The sequence below is a fragment of the Cupriavidus sp. 05N39 genome, from assembly GCF_056397325.1.
This window is the reverse complement of sequence record NZ_JBFTNE010000041.1, coordinates 18,724-35,196: the sequence shown is the minus strand read 5'-3', so window position 1 is coordinate 35,196 and position 16,473 is coordinate 18,724. Positions and strand designations below refer to the sequence as shown.

The window sequence follows — 16,473 nt, the reverse complement described above, 5'->3', positions numbered from 1 at the left end:
AGGCCGGCATTGGCCAATGCGATGGGCACGGCCCGTCCGCTCCGCTATCATGAACCTCAAACCACATCGCCCCAGCCCGCCATGACCACCACGCCTGCCACGCCCTCCGCCCCGACTTTCGCCGCGGCGAAGTACATCAAGGAAATCGGCCGGGGCGTCAACGGCGCCCGCGCGCTGCCGCGCGAGGACGCGCAGGCCTTGTTCGATGCCATGCTGGCCGGCCGCGTGGCCGATATCGAGCTGGGCGCGGTGCTGATGGCCTATCGCATCAAGGGCGAAGCCCCGCACGAGTTGGCCGGCATGCTCGATGCCGCGCACGCGCACTGCCTGCCGCTGGCGGCGCCGCCGGACCGCATTGTTGTGACCATCCCAAGCTACAACGGCGCGCGCAAGCAGCCCAACCTGGTACCGCTGCTGGCCCTGCTGCTGGCGCGCGAGGGCATTCCCGTGCTGGTGCACGGCAGCCGCCAGTTCAACGGGCGCGTGACCAGCCTCTCGCTATTCGAGGCGCTGGGCATCGCCCCGTGCAGTTCCGTGGCGCAGGCCGAAGCCCAGCTTCGCAGCAAGGACAGCCAGCCGGGCCCGCTGGCGGTGCTGCCGATCGACGTGCTGTCGCCGGCGCTGGCCGCCATGCTCGACAGGCGCATGCAGATCGGCTTGCGCAACTCCGCGCACACGGTGGTCAAGATGCTCCAGCCGGTCGGCACCCACTCCCCGGCGGAAGCGCTGCGCCTGTACAGCTACACCCATCCCGAGTACCGGGAAACGCTGACTGACTACTTCTCCCGTGAGCCGGCCAATGTGCTGCTGGCGCGCGGCACCGAAGGCGAAGTGGTGGCCGATGCGCGGCGCGGCAGCCGCATCGACTGGCTACACGACGGACATCAGCGCACACTGGTCGATCCCACCGCGGGCTCCATCACCGAAGTGCCGGAATTGCCACCCGGCAGCGACGTGGACCAGACTGCGGCCTGGATCCGCCTCGTGCTGGACGGCAAGGCACCCGTCCCGGCTCCGATCGCTACGCAGATCGAGGCAATCCGCGACTGCCTGCAACAGGGAACGCGCGTGACCTGGGCCAGCCCGGTCTGAGGCAGGCCCGGGCGCTTTCAGCGCTTGCGCTGCGGCAGCGGGATGCGATCGTCCTCGCCGGGCACGCGCGGGAACTGGTCATCCTCCCAGCGCTGGGAGGCCGCCTCGATCGCTTCCTTGCTGCTGGCGACGAAATTCCAGAAGATAAAGCGGTGCCCGTCCGTCGGATCGCCGCCTAGCAGCATCACGCGCGAAGGCGCCTGCGCGGTCAGCGTCACTGGCACGCCAGGCACCAACACCGCCAAATGGCGTTCCGGCAATATTTCGCCATCCAGCGCAACGCTGCCGTCCACCGGATAGATGCCACGTTCGGCATGCTCCGGCGGAATCTCCAGGCTGGCACCCGCATCCAGTTCGATGGCCACATAGAGCGTGCGGCTGAACACCTTCACGGGAGCCTCCGCGCCAAAGGCATCTCCGGCGATCACCGTCATCCGTACCCCGGGGCGCTCCAGCTTGGGCAGCGTTGCAGCGGGGTGATGATGGAAGGACGGTTCGACGTTTTCGAACTCCTTTGGCAACGCCACCCAGGTCTGTATGCCATGCAAGCGCGGCCCGGCATCGCGGGCGGCCTGCGGCGAGCGTTCCGAGTGCGCGATGCCCTTTCCCGCCGTCATCCAGTTCACGTCGCCCGGCCTGATCACCTGCTTGCTGCCAAGGCTGTCGTGGTGAAGGATCTCGCCTTCGAACAGGTAAGTGACGGTCGCCAGCCCAATATGTGGATGCGGACGCACGTCCGCACCTTCCCCCGGAGGCATCGCCACGGGTCCCATATGGTCGAAGAAAATAAACGGCCCGACGGTCTGCGTTGCCGCCGCGGGTAGCAGCCGGCTGACGGCAAAGTCGCCAAGGTCACGCGTGTGCGGCTTGAGCAAGTGTTCGATAGCAGACATGAATTCTCCCCGGTTCGGTCGATGCTTGCGGATTGCGCAAATGAAAAGAGTGTAGCCGCTGTAGAAACACTGCATCTCATTTGGCGATAGAACCGAAGGGCGCGTGGTCCCTCTAATCCATGTCGGATCGTTCGAGGGCTCGCATGAGATAGTGGCCACGCCACATCACGCAAAGCTCCTCGCAGGAAACGCTATGTAAAAACAGATTTCGATTATCCGGAACTATCAACCCTATAACTACTCCAACTTAGCAGTCCACTCGGCTTGAGTGCTAATATGTGTTGCAATGCAGTGCGTAGCCCCCATGGGTTGGCGTACGCGGGCAACCCACCCGCCGGATGCAAAAGGAGCAATCGAGTGAACGCGGTCCTATCTGCTGACCAAACCCAAATGACCAACCGTCTGCCCACGGTGCCCCAAGGTACTGGCACGTTTGCGCTGACGCTTCCCGGAACGCTGGGAAATCTGGACAGCTATATCCAGGCTGTCCACCGTATTCCCCTGCTCACCCCCGAGGAAGAGCAGYGGCTCGCGCGCGAGCTGCGCGAGCATGACTCCGTTGACGCTGCGCGCCGCATGGTGCTGTCGCACCTGCGCCTGGTGGTGTCCATCGCCCGCCAGTACCTCGGCTACGGCCTGCCCCATGCGGACCTSATCCAGGAAGGCAAYATCGGCYTGATGAAGGCSGTGAAGCGCTTCGACCCGGACMWGGGCGTGCGCCTGGTGTCGTATGCGATGCATTGGATCAAGGCCGAGATCCACGAATACGTGCTGAAGAACTGGCGCATGGTCAAGGTGGCTACCACCAAGGCCCAGCGCAAGCTGTTCTTCAACTTGCGCAGCCACAAGCAGGGTGCCCATACCTTCACCCCGGAACAGATCGACGCGGTTGCGCGCGAGCTGAACGTCAAGCCGGAAGAAGTGATGGAGATGGAAACCCGCCTGTCTGGTGGTGACCTGGCGCTGGAAGGCCAGATCGACGACGGCGAAGAGGAATTCGCTCCCATCGCCTACCTGGCCGACAACCACAACGAACCCACCCGCGTGATCGAGGCCCAGCGCCACGACCGCATGCAGGTGCAAGGCCTGGAGGAAGCGCTGTCCAAGCTCGACGACCGCAGCCGCCGCATCATCGAAGCGCGCTGGCTGCAGGTCAACGACGACGGGTCCGGCGGTTCCACGCTGCACGAACTGGCTGACGAATTCGGCGTCTCGGCCGAACGTATCCGTCAGATCGAAACCGCGGCGATGAAGAAGATGAAGGGAGCGCTGCAGGCATTTGCCTGAGGCACGCCGGGCGGCGGCGGGCATTTCACCCCCGCCCTTTTCCCGAAAGCAACAGGGCCGGTCTCGCGACCGGCCCTGTTTCATTTTGTCTACCGGTTACACCGGCCACGCCCCTCAGGAAGCAAGCAGTTGCTTGATGTCGTGCGCAATTGGCTCCGGTCCCTGGCCATGGCGAATGAACAGCCGCAGCTTCCCGCTGGGGTCGAACACATAGCTGCCCGCCGAGTGGTCCATGGTGTAGTTGGACGGCGATGTGCCTGGCACCTTGGCGTAGAACACCTTGAAGTCCTTGGCGACCTTCTGCAGCGCGGCGTCGTCGGCCGGGCGCATACCCAGGAAGCGCGGATCGAAGGCCGGCACGTATTGCGCCAGCAGCGCCTGCGTATCGCGTTCGGGATCGACCGTGACAAAGAGCACCTGCACCTTGTCGGCATCCGGCCCCAGTTGCTCCATGACCGCCTTCAACTCCGCCATGGTGGTCGGGCACACGTCGGGACAATGCGTATAGCCGAAAAACATCACCACCGCCTTGCCCTTGAAGTCCGCGATCGAGCGCACCTTGCCGTTGTGATCGGTGAGGACGAAGTCCTTGCCGAATTCACTGCCGCCGGTGATATCGACGTTCTTGAATGACGCGCGCTGCTGGCCGCATGCAGCAAGCAGCAGCGAGCACAACGCCAGCAGGCACAACCGGCGGAAGGTGGCGAAAGTGGGCAGGAAGCCCGGAGGGAAGCGGTTCGGCATGCGGGTTCGGGTGGTTTGGCGAGCCAGGACCGCCCGGCAATCGGCCGGGCGCGGCAAGGTCACATTAACAGATGTGAAGCAGTATCGCCGATTGGGGCCGCCGCGCGCTCAGGCCGCGACAAGATGTCGCAAGCCGCCGTCCGGCCGCTCAGCCTTGCGGCAGGAACTTGAAGTAGTGATCGACCAGCAGCGCGGCGAACAGCAGCGAGAGGTAAAGGATAGAGAAACGGAAAGTCCGCTGCGCCAGTGCGTCGGAATAGTTGCGGTACATCTTCCAGGAGTATGCGAGGAAACCGCCCCCCAGGATCAGCGCCGCCGCCAGGTAAATGTAACCGCACATCCCGTACACGAATGGCAGCAGCGTGGCCGCAATCATGATCAGCGTGTACAGCAGGATGTGCAGCAGCGTGAAGCGCTCGCCGTGCGTCACCGGCAGCATCGGCAAGCCGGACTTGGCGTAGTCGGCGCGGCGATACAGGGCCAGGGCCCAGAAGTGCGGCGGGGTCCACGTGAAGATGATCAGCACCAGGAACCAGGCTTCGGCCGGCAGTTCGCCAGCGACAGCCGCCCAGCCAAGCGCCGGCGGCATGGCGCCGGACAGGCCGCCGATCACGATATTCTGCGGCGTGGCCGGCTTGAGCAGGATCGTGTACACCACGGCATAGCCGACGAAGGTGGCAACCGTCAGCCACATGGTCAGGTCGTTGGTATAAACGTGCAGCAGCCACATCCCCGCGCCGCCCAGCACCGCCGAGAACACCAGGGTCTGGATAGTTGTGATCTCGCCGGTGGCGGAGGGGCGCCATGCGGTGCGGCGCATCAGCGCGTCGACCTTTTGCTCCACCAGGCAGTTGATGGCGAAAGCGGCACCCGCCAGCAGCCAGATACCGGCGGCGCCCCCGATCAGCACCGGCCAGGGCACCATGCCCGGCGTGGCCAGGAACATGCCTATGATGGCGCAGAAGACGGCAAGCTGCGTCACACGGGGCTTGGTAAGGGCGGCGTATTGGCGGACCAGGTGGCGAACCCGTCCGAGGGGATGTGTGTGGGTAGCAGTAACCACTGGCGAGTTCTTGTCTTTCATGTGGCGCGCGCGGCAGCCGGCACGTCCGTAGCAATGTTCGCGGACCGGGCCGCGAGCCCTATATTGTAATTGAGACGAACCAATAGCAGCAGCAAGAGCGCCGCGCCGCCGTTATGCGCCACCGCGGCGCCCAGCGGCCAGTCGAACACGATGTTCGAAAGGCCGGTAGCCAGTTGCAGCGCGAGCACGCCCAGCAGCCAGCCGGCGCTGTGGGCGAGGCCGCCAAAGCGGCGCGCCCGCAGGCCGAACCAGGCCAGGAAAGCCAGCACGACGAAGGCAAAACCACGATGCACCCAGTGGATCGCCACCAGGGCCGAGTGTGGAATGTAGTCGCCGTCGGCTGTCATGCCGAGCTGGCGCCACAGGGTGAAGCCGTGGCGGAAGTCCATGTCCGGCACCAACTGGCCGTTACACAGCGGAAAGTCGGTGCAGGCCAGCACCGCGTAATTGGTGCTCACCCAGCCGCCCAGGAAGATCTGGATGACCAGCAGGGCCAGCGCAATGCGTGCCGGCCAGCGCAGCGCGCCCGCTTGCGGCGCGATCGCCAGCGGCGGGTCGCTGCGCGAACCCAGCCAGATCAATGCCGCGAGCAGGCCCATGCCCAACATCAGGTGCGTGACCACGATGATGGGCTGAAGCTTGAGCGTCACCGTAAAGGCGCCAAACGCGCCCTGCACGCACACCAGCAGCAGCACGCCGGTGGCGAACCAGGGCGACTGCCTGAGTTCGCGCCGCTTGACCCAGGCCAGCACCATCAGCGTGATGATCAGCACGCCGACCGCCATGGCGAAGTAGCGGTGGATCATCTCGATCCACGCCTTGGTGATGGTCACGGGCCCGCTGGGCAAGGCGGTTTCGGCCGCACGGATATGCTCCTGCGCGGCATGCGGATTGGAGTGGCCGTAGCAGCCCGGCCAGTCCGGGCAGCCAAGGCCGGAATCCGTCAGCCGCGTGAAACTGCCGAACATGATCAGGTCCAGCGTCAGGAAGGCGGTGATCCACACCAGCTTGCGGTACTTGTTGCGATCCCCTTTGACCAGCACATAGCTGAGCGGGAACAGCGCGATCAGGACGCCGATGATGGCGAGTTGGAGCAGCATGCGCGCCTCACCCGATGCGAGAGTACTTGAGCAGCTTCTTCAGATCGGAACTCATCTTCTTGGGGTCCGGATCCCTGGGGAAGTGCATCATCAGGTTGCCCAGCGGATCGACCAGGAATAGCGTGTCCTCGATCCGCCCACCCTGCTCGGCCGGCAACCATTTCTGCATGGTTTCGCGATTGGCGCGCAGGAAGCGCACACCGGCATAGGGCTCGTTGTAGGCGGCCGACAGGCGCGGATCGATCGGGCCATCGTCGCTGATCAGCCATACCGGCACGATGCGCTCGCGGTCCTGTCCCTGCCCCGCACGGATCTGGCGGATGGTGAACAGCTTCTTGGCACAAGCCTCGTCACAGGCGGCGCCATCGGCCGTGACCAGCAGCCACTTGCCCTTGAAGCTATCCAGCGGCACGGTCTCGGCCCGCTCGTTGCCGATCTGCATCGCTGGCATCGGGCGCTGCGGCTCGACCAACGTGCCATAGTTGGTGGCACCGCCCGCCGGCTTGAACACGTAATAAGTGAGGTAAGAGGCAATCACAGGCGAAGCGCACACCAGCAGCAGCAACAGCATCTGGATGCGCCCGCGGCGGGTGCGGGCGTCGATACGCGAATCTTGCGGCGCGACGCGGGCGGCCTGGGCGGAAGCGGGATCTGGCTGTTGCATAGTGTTTCGTCTGTCTGTCGTTAGAGGCGGCTGCGGTCATCTGACCGCCCCGTCCCGCTGTGGTTCGCTGGTTGTTGCGCCGGCAATCCTGTCGCGTGCGGGCAAGCGCCGGCTGCCGTCGTAACCATGTCTCTCAAGCCGCCATGCGGGCGGCGCGCCGCCAGCTCAACGCCACCAGCAGCACCATCGTCAGCGCGGCCAGGCCGAACCACTGGAAGGCGTAGCCATAATGGCGATCGGCGCCGGTATCCGCCGGCGCCCAGTCGCGCGCCAGCCCGTCGCCGCTATCGGTGCGCTGCTCCAGCACGAAGGGCTGCAGCGGCACGCCAAGCTCTTTCGCGAATGCAGCAAGATCCACATTCTGTCGGATCTTCTGCCCGGCCTCCGCGTTGGCGCCCTGGCCAAGGCTGAAGACCTTGGGAACCGCGGCCAGCGCGGTGCCATCGAGCTCCACATCGCCCTCGGCGGTCGGGAATGGCGCGATGCGCGTACGGTCCTGCGCGTCGCGCGGCAGCCAGCCACGCAGCACCAGCACCGCTGGCGCGCCGGGATCGTTCGCCACGACGCGCAGCGGCGTCAGCACCATGAATCCGGCACGGCTGTCGGTGCCGTTGCCATGTGGGCGATTGTCCAGCAAAACGGTATGCGCCGCATCGAAGCGGCCGCGCACGCGCACCCGGCGCTCCGCTACCTGCCCTTCGACCAGGGCACTGCCCACCGCCAGGGGCCGCTGCGCAGCCAGCGCCTCCAGCCGCGCGGCACGCGCCAGCTTTTCATGGGCACGGTCAAGCTGCCAGTTGCCGAGCGCGCAAGTGACGGCAATGACCACCAGCGCGGCGATGGTGGGAACCGGGCTCAGCGCGCGCCAAAGCTTCACGGGCAGCTCCCGAGTGCTTCCTCGAGAGCGGCGATGCGATAATGGCACATTACCTCTAGCCGACCCCGCACTTGCGGGCCCTCCATGCGCATTGTCATCATCATCGCGTTCATCCTCATCATCGGCAGCCTGGCCTCGGCGCTATTCTTCATGATGCGCGACCGCGGCAAGACGCCGAACATGATGCGCTCTCTGATGTTCCGGGTCGGCTTTTCCGTGGCGCTGTTCGTCTTCATCCTGTTCTCTCACTGGATGGGCTGGATACAAAGCACGGGTATTCGCATGGGGCCTTGAGCCTGGCGCGCCGGCCGACGCGACTGGCCACACGCGTTCGAACTGCAAAAAACAAGCGCCGCAGTGGCTAAACTCCTGCGGCGCTTGTTTTTTGTTGTTCTTCGCCGGGAGGAGATCTCTCCCGGCGATTCCGCCAGCATCGCCGGCGGGCACTGCAGTCGGGTGCCTTACAGCCAGTACACCACGATGTAGAGGAACAGCCACACCACGTCGACGAAGTGCCAGTACCAGGCCGCGCCTTCGAAGGCGAAGTGATGATCGGGGGTGAAATGCCCCTTCAGCACGCGCACCAGCACCACCGTCAGCATGATCGCGCCCATGGTCACGTGGAAGCCGTGGAAGCCGGTCAGCAGGAAGAACGTGGAACCATAGATGCCCGAGGTCAGCTTGAGGTTCAGTTCCGTGTACGCATGGTGGTACTCGTACACCTGGAAGCACATGAAGACCGCGCCCAGCAGGATGGTGAGCACCAGGCCCTGGATCAGCTGGCTGCGCTTGTTGGCCAGCAGCGCATGGTGCGCCCAGGTCAGCGTCACGCCGGACATCAGCAGCAGCGCCGTGTTGATCGTCGGGATCGGCCACGGGCCCATGGTCTGGAAGGACTCGACGACCCCGGCCGGGCCGAAGTTAGGCCATACGGCTGAAAAGTCGGGCCACAGGATCTTGTTGTTCAGGTCGCCCAGCCACGGCATGGCGATGTTGCGGGCATAGAACAGCGCGCCGAAGAACGCTGCGAAGAACATCACTTCGGAGAAGATGAACCAGCCCATCGACCAGCGGAATGACAGGTCGATGTTCTTGCCRTACTTGCCGGTTTCGGACTCGCTGATCGCCTCGCTGAACCAGCTCTTGAGCACGAACAGGAACCACACCAGGCCCAGGATGCAGACATACGGCCCCCAGCTCTGCCCGTTTACCCAACCAGCAGCACCCCCAGCCGTCAGCAACAAGCCAAAGCTTGCCGTGATCGGATGGCGCGAGGGGCCCGGTACGAAGTAGTACGGAGCGTTTGCGCGATTCGCACTCATTCTTTTATCTCCAGCTCAGAGTCTTTGATTCAGTAATCGTTATCCGCACATCCGGCCCCGACTGCTGGCCGGCGGCATGCTTTTGCCTGCTTTTACTTCTCCCTGCCCGTTCCCGCGCGCGACAGTCTGTCTACCCCACCACCACACGCACGACGGTGATCAGCACGGCGATCAGGATGGCTACCCCGATCAGGCCGGCGATGATCACATGGACCGGATTGAGCTGTGCCATGTCGCGTTCATGCTCGCTACCCTTGCGCAGGCCGATAAACGACCAGAACACCGCGCGCAGGGTCTGCGCAAAAGACAGCTTGCGCTTGACCGCGTCCTTCATCTCATCCACGGCTACCCCTTACAACCACTTCACCTGCTACTCAAATGCCCTTGCCTGCTCCGGCCGGCTGCGCCTCAAGCGGGCCCTGCGGCGCCTGGGCCACCGGCGTACCGATCTCGAAGAAGGTGTAGGACAGCGTAATGTTCTTCACGTCTTTCGGCAGGTCCGGATCGATCACGAACACCACCGGCATCTCGCGTGCTTCCTTCGCCTTCAGCGTCTGTTCCTTGAAGCAGAAGCACTCGATCTTCTTGAAATACTGCGTGGCCAGCTTGGGCAGGTAGCTCGGGATGGCTTGCGCCGAGATGTCGCGCGTCTGCCCGTTCGCCACTTCGTAGACGATGGTGGTCATTTCGCCCGGGTGCACTTCCATGCTGCTCTTGACCGGACGGAAGGCAAATGGACCGCGCGCGTTGGAATCGAACTCGACCGTGATCGTGCGGGTCTTGTCCACCTGTGTATTCTTGACCTGGCCGCCGTACAGATCCCGCGTGGTCACCACGTTCAGGCCGGTGATCTCACAGATCTTCTTGTACAGCGGCACCAGCGCATAGCCAAACGAGAACATCAACGCCACCACCACCAGCAGACGCAGCAGCATCCCGCGGTTGAACTTCTTGTCGGTGGCATCGTTTGACTGCTGGCTCACGCTCATCTCAATACCCTGCAGCTTCAGCCGAGAAGAATCATCTTGGCGAAGAAACCCAAAAAGAAAACCATCACGATGGAGAAAAGGATCAGGCCGAGACGACGATTCGAGGCCTTGCGGTCTGCCTGCGATGGACTTTTGTTTGGATCCTGCATAACACCTTGCCTGCGTGACGCGGAAGGACGGGCCGTGCCCATCCTTCCGCGCATCGTTGCTTACTTGACCTGCGGAGGAACTTCAAAGGTGTGGAACGGGGCCGGCGACGGCACGGTCCATTCCAGGCCCTCGGCGCCATCCCAAGGCTTGTCTCCGGCTGCCTTGCCGCCACGGTAGGACGGCAGCACGACGAAGAAGAAGAAATACACCTGCATCAGGCCGAAGCCCAGGGCACCGATCGAAGCAATCGCGTTGAAATCCGCGAACTGCGTCGGGTAGTCGGCATAGCGGCGCGGCATGCCGGCCAGCCCRAGGAAGTGCATCGGGAAGAAGGTGATGTTGAAGAAGATCATCGAGCCCCAGAAGTGGATCTGGCCGCGGGTTTCGTTGTACATGAAACCGCTCCACTTCGGACCCCAGTAGTAGAAGCCCGAGAACATCGCGAACAGCGAGCCCGCCACCAGCACGTAGTGGAAGTGCGCCACGATGAAGTAGGTGTCCTGCAACTGGATGTCGATCGGGGCAACCGCCGGCATCAGGCCCGTGAAACCACCGATGGTGAACACGAAGATGAAGCCGATCGCGAACAGCATCGGGGTCTCGAAGGTCATCGAGCCGCGCCACATGGTAGCGATCCAGTTGAAGATCTTCACGGCCGTCGGCACCGCGATCAGCATGGTGGCGTACATGAAGAACAGCTGGCCGGTCACGGGCATGCCGGTCGTGAACATGTGGTGAGCCCACACGATGAACGACAGGATAGCGATCGAGGCGGTCGCGTACACCATCGAGCTATAGCCGAACAGCCGCTTGCGGGCAAAGGTCGGCACGACGTGCGAGACGATCCCGAAGGCCGGCAAGATCATGATGTAGACCTCGGGGTGCCCGAAGAACCAGAAGATGTGCTGGTACATCACCGGGTCGCCGCCGCCTGCCGCCGAGAAAAAGCTCGTGCCGAAGTGACGGTCGGTCAGCACCATGGTGATGGCGCCAGCCAGCACCGGCATCACGGCAATCAGCAGGTAGGCGGTGATCAGCCAGGTCCAGCAGAACATCGGCATCTTCATCAGCGTCATGCCGGGTGCGCGCATATTGAGCACCGTGACGATGATGTTGATCGAACCCATGATCGACGAGGCGCCCATGATGTGCATGGCGAAAATCGCCATGTCCATGCCGGGGCCCATCTGCACCGACAGCGGCGCGTACAGGGTCCAGCCGGCGGCGGTGGCGCCGCCCGGTGCGAAGAACGACAGCACCAGCAGCAGGGCCGCCGGGGGCATCAGCCAGAAGCTGAAGTTGTTCATCCGCGCGAAGGCCATGTCGGATGCGCCGATCTGCAGCGGGATCATCCAGTTGGCGAAGCCGACGAAGGCCGGCATGATCGCGCCGAACACCATGATCAGGCCGTGCATGGTGGTGAACTGGTTGAACAGTTCCGGGCGGAAGAACTGCAGGCCCGGCTCGAACAGTTCGAGACGGATCAGCAGTGCCAGCGCGCCGCCAGACAGCAGCATGGTGAACGAGAACAGCAGGTACAGCGTACCGATGTCCTTGTGGTTGGTGGCGAACAGCCAGCGGCGCCAGCCGTGCGGATGATCGTGGTGCTCATCGTGGGCGTGGTCGTGCGGGTGGGCGAGCGCGTCCGGGGTAGCAGTACTCATCGCGAAAACTCCTGAAATCCTGTTCAGCCTGCCGCGCGGTCACCCGCGGCGCTTGCCTGCTTGGCAGCGGGCTTGTCTTCCGTCTTCGGTGCGGCGTCGCCGCCGCTGGCGCCGGGTGCGCCACCGCCTTCGCGGAACTTGCCGGCACGGGCGTTCACGAAATCGCTCGGTTGAATCACTTCGCCAGTCTTGTTACCCCAGCTGTTGCGGGTGTAGGTCATGACGGCAGCGAGTTCAGTATCGGAGAGGTGCTTCCAGACCGGCATGGCACCCTTGCCTTCCAGCAGGATGTGCATCTGGCCAGCATCGGGACCGTTGACGACCTTGGAGCCGTCCAGGGCCGGGAACGCGCCGCCGCCCTTACCGTTCGGCTGGTGGCAGACCGCGCAGTTGGCGGTGTAGACCTTCTCGCCACGGGCCTTGAGTTCTTCCAGGGTCCAGGTCTTGTTGGGGTCGTCGGCCTTGGCGGCGAGTTCCTTCTTCTTGCCGTCAACCCACTTGGCGTAGTCGGCGTCCGAAACCACGCGCACGACGATGGGCATGAAGGCGTGTTCCTTGCCGCACAGCTCGGCGCACTGGCCACGGTACACGCCAACCTTCTCGGCCTTGAACCAGGTGTCGCGCACGAAGCCGGGGATCGCATCCTGCTTGACGCCGAAGGCCGGGATCATCCAGGCATGGATGACGTCATTGGCCGTCAGCACCATGCGGACTTTCTTGTTCACGGGCACCACCATCTCGTTGTCCACCTCCATCAGGTAGGTGTTCGACTTGGGGGCCTCGTTGTTGATCTGTTCGCGCGGGGTGGTCAGGGTGGACACGAAGGAGATGCCTTCGCCGTCGCCCTTCAGGTAGTCGTAGCCCCACTTCCACTGGTAGCCAGTGGCCTTGATGGTGATGTCGGCATTGGTGGTGTCCTTCATCGCCACGACCGTCTTGGTGGCGGGCAGGGCCATGCCGATGACGATCAGGAACGGGATGATGGTCCAGATCACCTCGACGGTGATGCTTTCGTGGAAGGAGGCCGACTTCGCGCCCTTGGACTTGCGGTGCGTGAACACGGAGTAGAACATCACCGCGAAAACGCCGATGAAGATCACGGTGCACATGATCAGCATCATCCAGTTCAGCCAGTGAATCTGCTCGGCGATCTTGGTGACCGGCTCGGTCAGATTGAGCTGACGCACTGCGGGGCCGCCTGGCATGTCTTCCACTGCCAGGGCTGCATGACCAGTGAGCAGGGACGCGCCCACCAGACACGCTGCGGATGCCTTCTTCCACATTTTCATTTGTTATCTACCCAATTTACAGATTCAAATCTGTCACTCGCGGGGCCCTCGCTGCCTCTCAGAGATAACGCAAAGCCGATACGAGTTCCTGCGCGAACTTTCGCCGCTTGTACGGGTCCAGAAAACACCCCACCCGCACAGCGCTCCCGCCCGAGCGCAGCAACACCAGCGCTCGCAATGATTCATCCAGCTCGACCCGCACCCACAGCGGGTTGAACTCATGCCGTGTCAGCTGCCCTGCACTGACCGAAACCACTACCAGCCTGCCGTCGGCCAGGCTGACGCGTTCGTAATCCGACGCGTGCCGCCCATGCACCAGCAGGGCAATGCCCAGTCCAAGCAGCTCCAACCCGGCAAAGGGAAGGACGAGCCACGACCCTCGCCACGCAAAAAACAAGGCGATGGCAAGCGAAATGCTGACGATCGAGAGGTAAAACCAGCCAACCTGGCGTGGAGACAGCGAGCAATTCCGCTTCATCAGCCAGTCTTTGTCCGGCGCGCCGGATCCGCCGGACCTGCCGTCGGATTCGTCTTGCGCCGTCTGGAATGCGATACCCAAGTCTTGCATCGCCAACCTTGCATCGCCAACCGCTGTGACCGGATGCACGCCTGGACGATTGCGCCTGGGACGCACCATTGGGGTGCGATTTCGGGCAAATAGTGCCAGGGAGACCACTGCGACAAACTGGCGCATTATAGGGCGCTTCGCCTACACGGACAAGGCCGCCACTTGACCAACGGGCTAGCGCGCGACAAGTTTTTGTGCTTCAGCGCGGTGCGTGCGAAAGCCTGCTTGACTGCGCGAGCGATGCATGCAAGGGCGTCGGCCACGTTACTTGCGCTGCCGCGCGCGGCCGATCTTGTCGAGCGGGACGACAGCGTGTCCCAGCTCGTCGACGGCCTGCTTGCCGCGTGGCGCCAGCTTCCAGGCATGACCGTAGACGATCTCGAACGTGAGCGGGATCAGGCCGTCGGCATTGCGCCGCCGCTCGAACGCGGCCAGCAGCGCGTCGAGCCAGGCGCGCCCGCGCAAGCCCCCGCCCTTGCCGGCCACCGGCGGCAGGCGCAGGCCGCCGAAGGCCTGCACTTCACGGAGCAGGGTCCGCGGCGACTCGTAGGTGACGGTCAGGGTTTCCATGTCCATCACGGGCGTCGACCAGCCGCTGTGCACCAGCATGTCGCCGATATCGTGCATATCGACGAAACGCAGGGAATGCGTGTCGCCATCTACTTCGGCGAACGCGGCGCGCAACTCCGCCAGCGTATCGGGCCCGAACAACGAGAACAGCACAAGGCCTTCGTCGCGGGTGATCCGGTGCCATTCCGGGAAGACCCGATGCGGCTCGGGATGCCAGTGCAGCGCGAGGTTGGACCACAACAGGTCGAAACTGGCCGGCGCGAAGGGCAATGTGGCAAGATCGCCCTGCACCAGGTCGAACGTGGGGCGCTTGCCGAGCAGGCGCCCCAGCCACCCGGACTGGCGCTGGGGATCGCGCTGCGCCGCTTCGCGCAGCATGGCGCCGGAGATATCAAGGCCGGCGATCTGCGCATCCGGATACTGGGCGCGCAGCGCGGCCAGGCCGCGGCCGTGGCCGCAGCCAATGTCGAGCGCGCGCGCCGGCGCCAGCCGGATCATCTGCATGCGCTCCTGCATGCGCTGGCCGATCTCGCCCAGCAGGAAATCGAGCTGGCCGAAACCGGCGCTGCGCCGGTCGAAGGCGAGGCGGGTCAGCCGCGTGGGCGGCAAATAGGCATCGGGGGAGTCGGCGTCATGCAGGGACACGGTCAAACCAGGCGGCAAGAGAATGGGGATGGCGGCCGCAGCGATGCGCCCGTCCGGGAAACGGTGCGCGCGCCAGCGGACAGCGCGACCGGACCGCAAGTATACGCGCCCGCCGCCGCGCCTGCCGGCGGCGGCCCGGCATCACATCCGGCTCCCACGCCCGCCTTGCACCTGCCAGCATGCCCCGGCGACAGCACACTGCGCCAGCATGCGCGGCGCTGGATGCGCGCGCTGCTGCCGGCGGCCTGTGCGCTGTGCGGCACGGTGCAGGACGAAACCGTCTGCGCCGGCTGCGCGGAGGAGCTGCTGGCGCCGCTGCCGCGCTGCCGCTGCTGCGCCCGCCCCCTGGGGCGCGCCGCGGGGCCGGGCAATGCGCCGATCTGCAGCCAATGCCGCCATGAACCGCCGCCCTTCGATGCCACCCTCGCGCTCGGCGACTACGCCAGCCCGCAGGACGGCACGGTGCTGGCTCTGAAATTCGGCGGCGTGCTGCCGCTGGCGGACTGGCTCGCGGGCGAACTGGCAAGCCGCTGGCAGGCCGCTTCCGCCACGTGCGGACTGACTCTGCCCGATGTGCTGGCGCCAATTCCGCTGTCCCCGCGGCGGCTGGCGCAACGTGGCTTCAACCAGTCCTGGGAAATTGCACGCCCACTGGCACGCCRTCTCGGCGTGCGCGCCGCGCCGACGCTGCTGGCGCGCCTGCGCGATACCCCGGCGCAGGCCACGCTGGACCTGCCCGCGCGGCAGGCCAACCTGCAAGACGCCTTCGGCCTCGGCCCCGGGCACGATGTCGCGGGCCTGCATGTCGGCCTGGTCGACGATGTGATGACCAGCGGCGCCACACTGGGCGAAGCGGCGCGGGTCCTGAAGGCTCACGGCGCAACGCGTGTGACGCTGCTGGTGGCGCTGCGCACACCCTAGGCCCGGCGCCGCCATCAAGTGAAGTACGCGCTGACCCTCCCCGCCACTGCCCGGCGTGACAGGCGGCCCCCGGCAGGGTAAGCTGCGCAGCGTTTCACGGCTGCGGCGCCTCCGGCCCGCCCACTCCCATGTTCAATGTCGTCCTGGTCGAACCCGAGATCCCCCCGAATACCGGCAATGTGATTCGCCTGTGCGCCAACACCGGCGCGCGCCTGCACCTCGTCAAGCCGCTCGGCTTTCCGCTCGAGGATGCGCGCATGCGCCGTGCCGGGCTGGACTATCACGAGTACGCCAGCATGCGCGTGCACGAGAACTGGGATGCGCTGATGGAAAGCGAACAGCCCGACCCCACCCGCATGTTCGCGCTGACCACGCACGGCTCGACGCCGTTTGGACAGGTCGGCTTCCAGCCTGGCGACTGGTTCGTGTTTGGCTCGGAAACGCGCGGGCTGGCGCCGGAGCGGCGCGAGTGGTTTCCCGCCACGCAGCGCATCCGCCTGCCGATGCGGCCGGACAACCGCAGCCTCAACCTCTCCAATACCGTCGCGGTCGTCGTGTTCGAAGCCTGGCGCCAGAACGGCTTTGCCGGCGGCGCCTGATCCGGGCTGACGAAA

General features: G+C 64.6%; 19 protein-coding genes. 5 read left to right on the top strand and 14 right to left on the bottom strand.

Annotated elements, in window-relative coordinates; all coding sequences use genetic code 11:
* Nucleotides 1–81 precede the first annotated feature (81 nt).
* Nucleotides 82–1,092 carry a DNA-binding protein YbiB gene (ybiB, locus tag AC1DN0_RS20325; RefSeq protein WP_441626991.1) on the top strand — a complete coding sequence of 337 codons (1,011 nt, stop codon included), beginning with the start codon at nt 82–84 and terminating at the stop codon, nt 1,090–1,092.
* A 17-nt stretch (nt 1,093–1,109) separates the two neighbouring features.
* On the opposite strand, the gene AC1DN0_RS20320 is transcribed toward ybiB, so the two are convergent.
* Nucleotides 1,110–1,985 (bottom strand): pirin family protein, encoded by an 876-nt coding sequence (locus tag AC1DN0_RS20320; protein WP_441626989.1) that lies wholly within the window; start codon nt 1,983–1,985, stop codon nt 1,110–1,112.
* A 390-nt stretch (nt 1,986–2,375) separates the two neighbouring features.
* Here AC1DN0_RS20320 and rpoH point away from each other — a divergent pair, with 390 nt between their 5' ends.
* Complete coding sequence (gene rpoH, locus AC1DN0_RS20315; protein ID WP_477145948.1) at nt 2,376–3,272, top strand: RNA polymerase sigma factor RpoH; 897 nt, start codon at nt 2,376–2,378, stop codon at nt 3,270–3,272.
* 114 nt (nt 3,273–3,386) lie between these two features.
* On the opposite strand, the gene AC1DN0_RS20310 is transcribed toward rpoH, so the two are convergent.
* The 5 genes from AC1DN0_RS20310 to AC1DN0_RS20290 form a co-directional block, all read right to left on the bottom strand.
* Nucleotides 3,387–4,016, bottom strand: coding sequence for an SCO family protein (locus tag AC1DN0_RS20310; RefSeq protein ID WP_045241358.1), 630 nt, complete (start codon nt 4,014–4,016; stop codon nt 3,387–3,389).
* Nucleotides 4,017–4,164: 148 nt separating this feature from the next.
* Nucleotides 4,165–5,100 carry a heme o synthase gene (locus AC1DN0_RS20305; protein WP_035861055.1) on the bottom strand — a complete coding sequence of 312 codons (936 nt, stop codon included), beginning with the start codon at nt 5,098–5,100 and terminating at the stop codon, nt 4,165–4,167.
* Complete coding sequence (locus AC1DN0_RS20300; protein ID WP_441626986.1) at nt 5,097–6,200, bottom strand: COX15/CtaA family protein; 1,104 nt, start codon at nt 6,198–6,200, stop codon at nt 5,097–5,099. The genes AC1DN0_RS20305 and AC1DN0_RS20300 overlap by 4 nt, the downstream gene beginning before the upstream one ends.
* A 7-nt stretch (nt 6,201–6,207) precedes the next feature.
* On the bottom strand, nt 6,208–6,864 hold the full coding sequence (locus AC1DN0_RS20295; protein ID WP_441626984.1) for an SCO family protein: 657 nt from the start codon (nt 6,862–6,864) through the stop codon (nt 6,208–6,210).
* Nucleotides 6,865–6,997: 133 nt separating this feature from the next.
* A complete protein-coding gene (locus AC1DN0_RS20290) occupies nt 6,998–7,741 on the bottom strand; it encodes an SURF1 family protein (RefSeq protein WP_477102596.1) in 744 nt (247 codons plus the stop codon).
* An 84-nt stretch (nt 7,742–7,825) separates the two neighbouring features.
* Between AC1DN0_RS20290 and AC1DN0_RS20285 the strand changes: the two genes are divergently transcribed.
* A complete protein-coding gene (locus tag AC1DN0_RS20285; protein WP_035861044.1) occupies nt 7,826–8,035 on the top strand; it encodes a twin transmembrane helix small protein in 210 nt (69 codons plus the stop codon).
* Nucleotides 8,036–8,202: 167 nt separating this feature from the next.
* Here the strand turns inward: AC1DN0_RS20285 and AC1DN0_RS20280 are convergent, their stop codons facing one another.
* From AC1DN0_RS20280 to AC1DN0_RS20245, 8 genes are all read right to left on the bottom strand, one after another.
* On the bottom strand, nt 8,203–9,063 hold the full coding sequence (locus AC1DN0_RS20280; RefSeq protein ID WP_441626980.1) for a cytochrome c oxidase subunit 3: 861 nt from the start codon (nt 9,061–9,063) through the stop codon (nt 8,203–8,205).
* Nucleotides 9,064–9,193: 130 nt separating this feature from the next.
* Nucleotides 9,194–9,406 carry a DUF2970 domain-containing protein gene (locus tag AC1DN0_RS20275; protein ID WP_035861042.1) on the bottom strand — a complete coding sequence of 71 codons (213 nt, stop codon included), beginning with the start codon at nt 9,404–9,406 and terminating at the stop codon, nt 9,194–9,196.
* A gap of 31 nt (nt 9,407–9,437) precedes the next feature.
* Nucleotides 9,438–10,052: a cytochrome c oxidase assembly protein gene (locus tag AC1DN0_RS20270; protein WP_441626978.1), complete on the bottom strand. Its 615-nt coding sequence runs from the start codon at nt 10,050–10,052 to the stop codon at nt 9,438–9,440.
* Nucleotides 10,053–10,069: 17 nt separating this feature from the next.
* Nucleotides 10,070–10,201 (bottom strand): cytochrome oxidase small assembly protein, encoded by a 132-nt coding sequence (locus AC1DN0_RS20265; protein WP_276265928.1) that lies wholly within the window; start codon nt 10,199–10,201, stop codon nt 10,070–10,072.
* A 60-nt stretch (nt 10,202–10,261) separates the two neighbouring features.
* On the bottom strand, nt 10,262–11,866 hold the full coding sequence (ctaD, locus tag AC1DN0_RS20260) for a cytochrome c oxidase subunit I (protein WP_035861038.1): 1,605 nt from the start codon (nt 11,864–11,866) through the stop codon (nt 10,262–10,264).
* 23 nt (nt 11,867–11,889) lie between these two features.
* Complete coding sequence (coxB, locus tag AC1DN0_RS20255; protein ID WP_441626976.1) at nt 11,890–13,155, bottom strand: cytochrome c oxidase subunit II; 1,266 nt, start codon at nt 13,153–13,155, stop codon at nt 11,890–11,892.
* Nucleotides 13,156–13,213: 58 nt separating this feature from the next.
* Nucleotides 13,214–13,723: a DUF2244 domain-containing protein gene (locus AC1DN0_RS20250; RefSeq protein WP_441627092.1), complete on the bottom strand. Its 510-nt coding sequence runs from the start codon at nt 13,721–13,723 to the stop codon at nt 13,214–13,216.
* A 264-nt stretch (nt 13,724–13,987) separates the two neighbouring features.
* A complete protein-coding gene (locus AC1DN0_RS20245; RefSeq protein WP_441626974.1) occupies nt 13,988–14,938 on the bottom strand; it encodes a methyltransferase domain-containing protein in 951 nt (316 codons plus the stop codon).
* Between AC1DN0_RS20245 and AC1DN0_RS20240 the strand changes: the two genes are divergently transcribed.
* Nucleotides 14,927–15,859 (top strand): double zinc ribbon domain-containing protein, encoded by a 933-nt coding sequence (locus tag AC1DN0_RS20240; RefSeq protein WP_477145947.1) that lies wholly within the window; start codon nt 14,927–14,929, stop codon nt 15,857–15,859. The two genes, AC1DN0_RS20245 and AC1DN0_RS20240, sit on opposite strands and share 12 nt — an antisense overlap.
* A gap of 128 nt (nt 15,860–15,987) precedes the next feature.
* Nucleotides 15,988–16,458 (top strand): tRNA (uridine(34)/cytosine(34)/5-carboxymethylaminomethyluridine(34)-2'-O)-methyltransferase TrmL, encoded by a 471-nt coding sequence (gene trmL, locus AC1DN0_RS20235; protein ID WP_441626972.1) that lies wholly within the window; start codon nt 15,988–15,990, stop codon nt 16,456–16,458.
* Nucleotides 16,459–16,473: the final 15 nt, after the last annotated feature.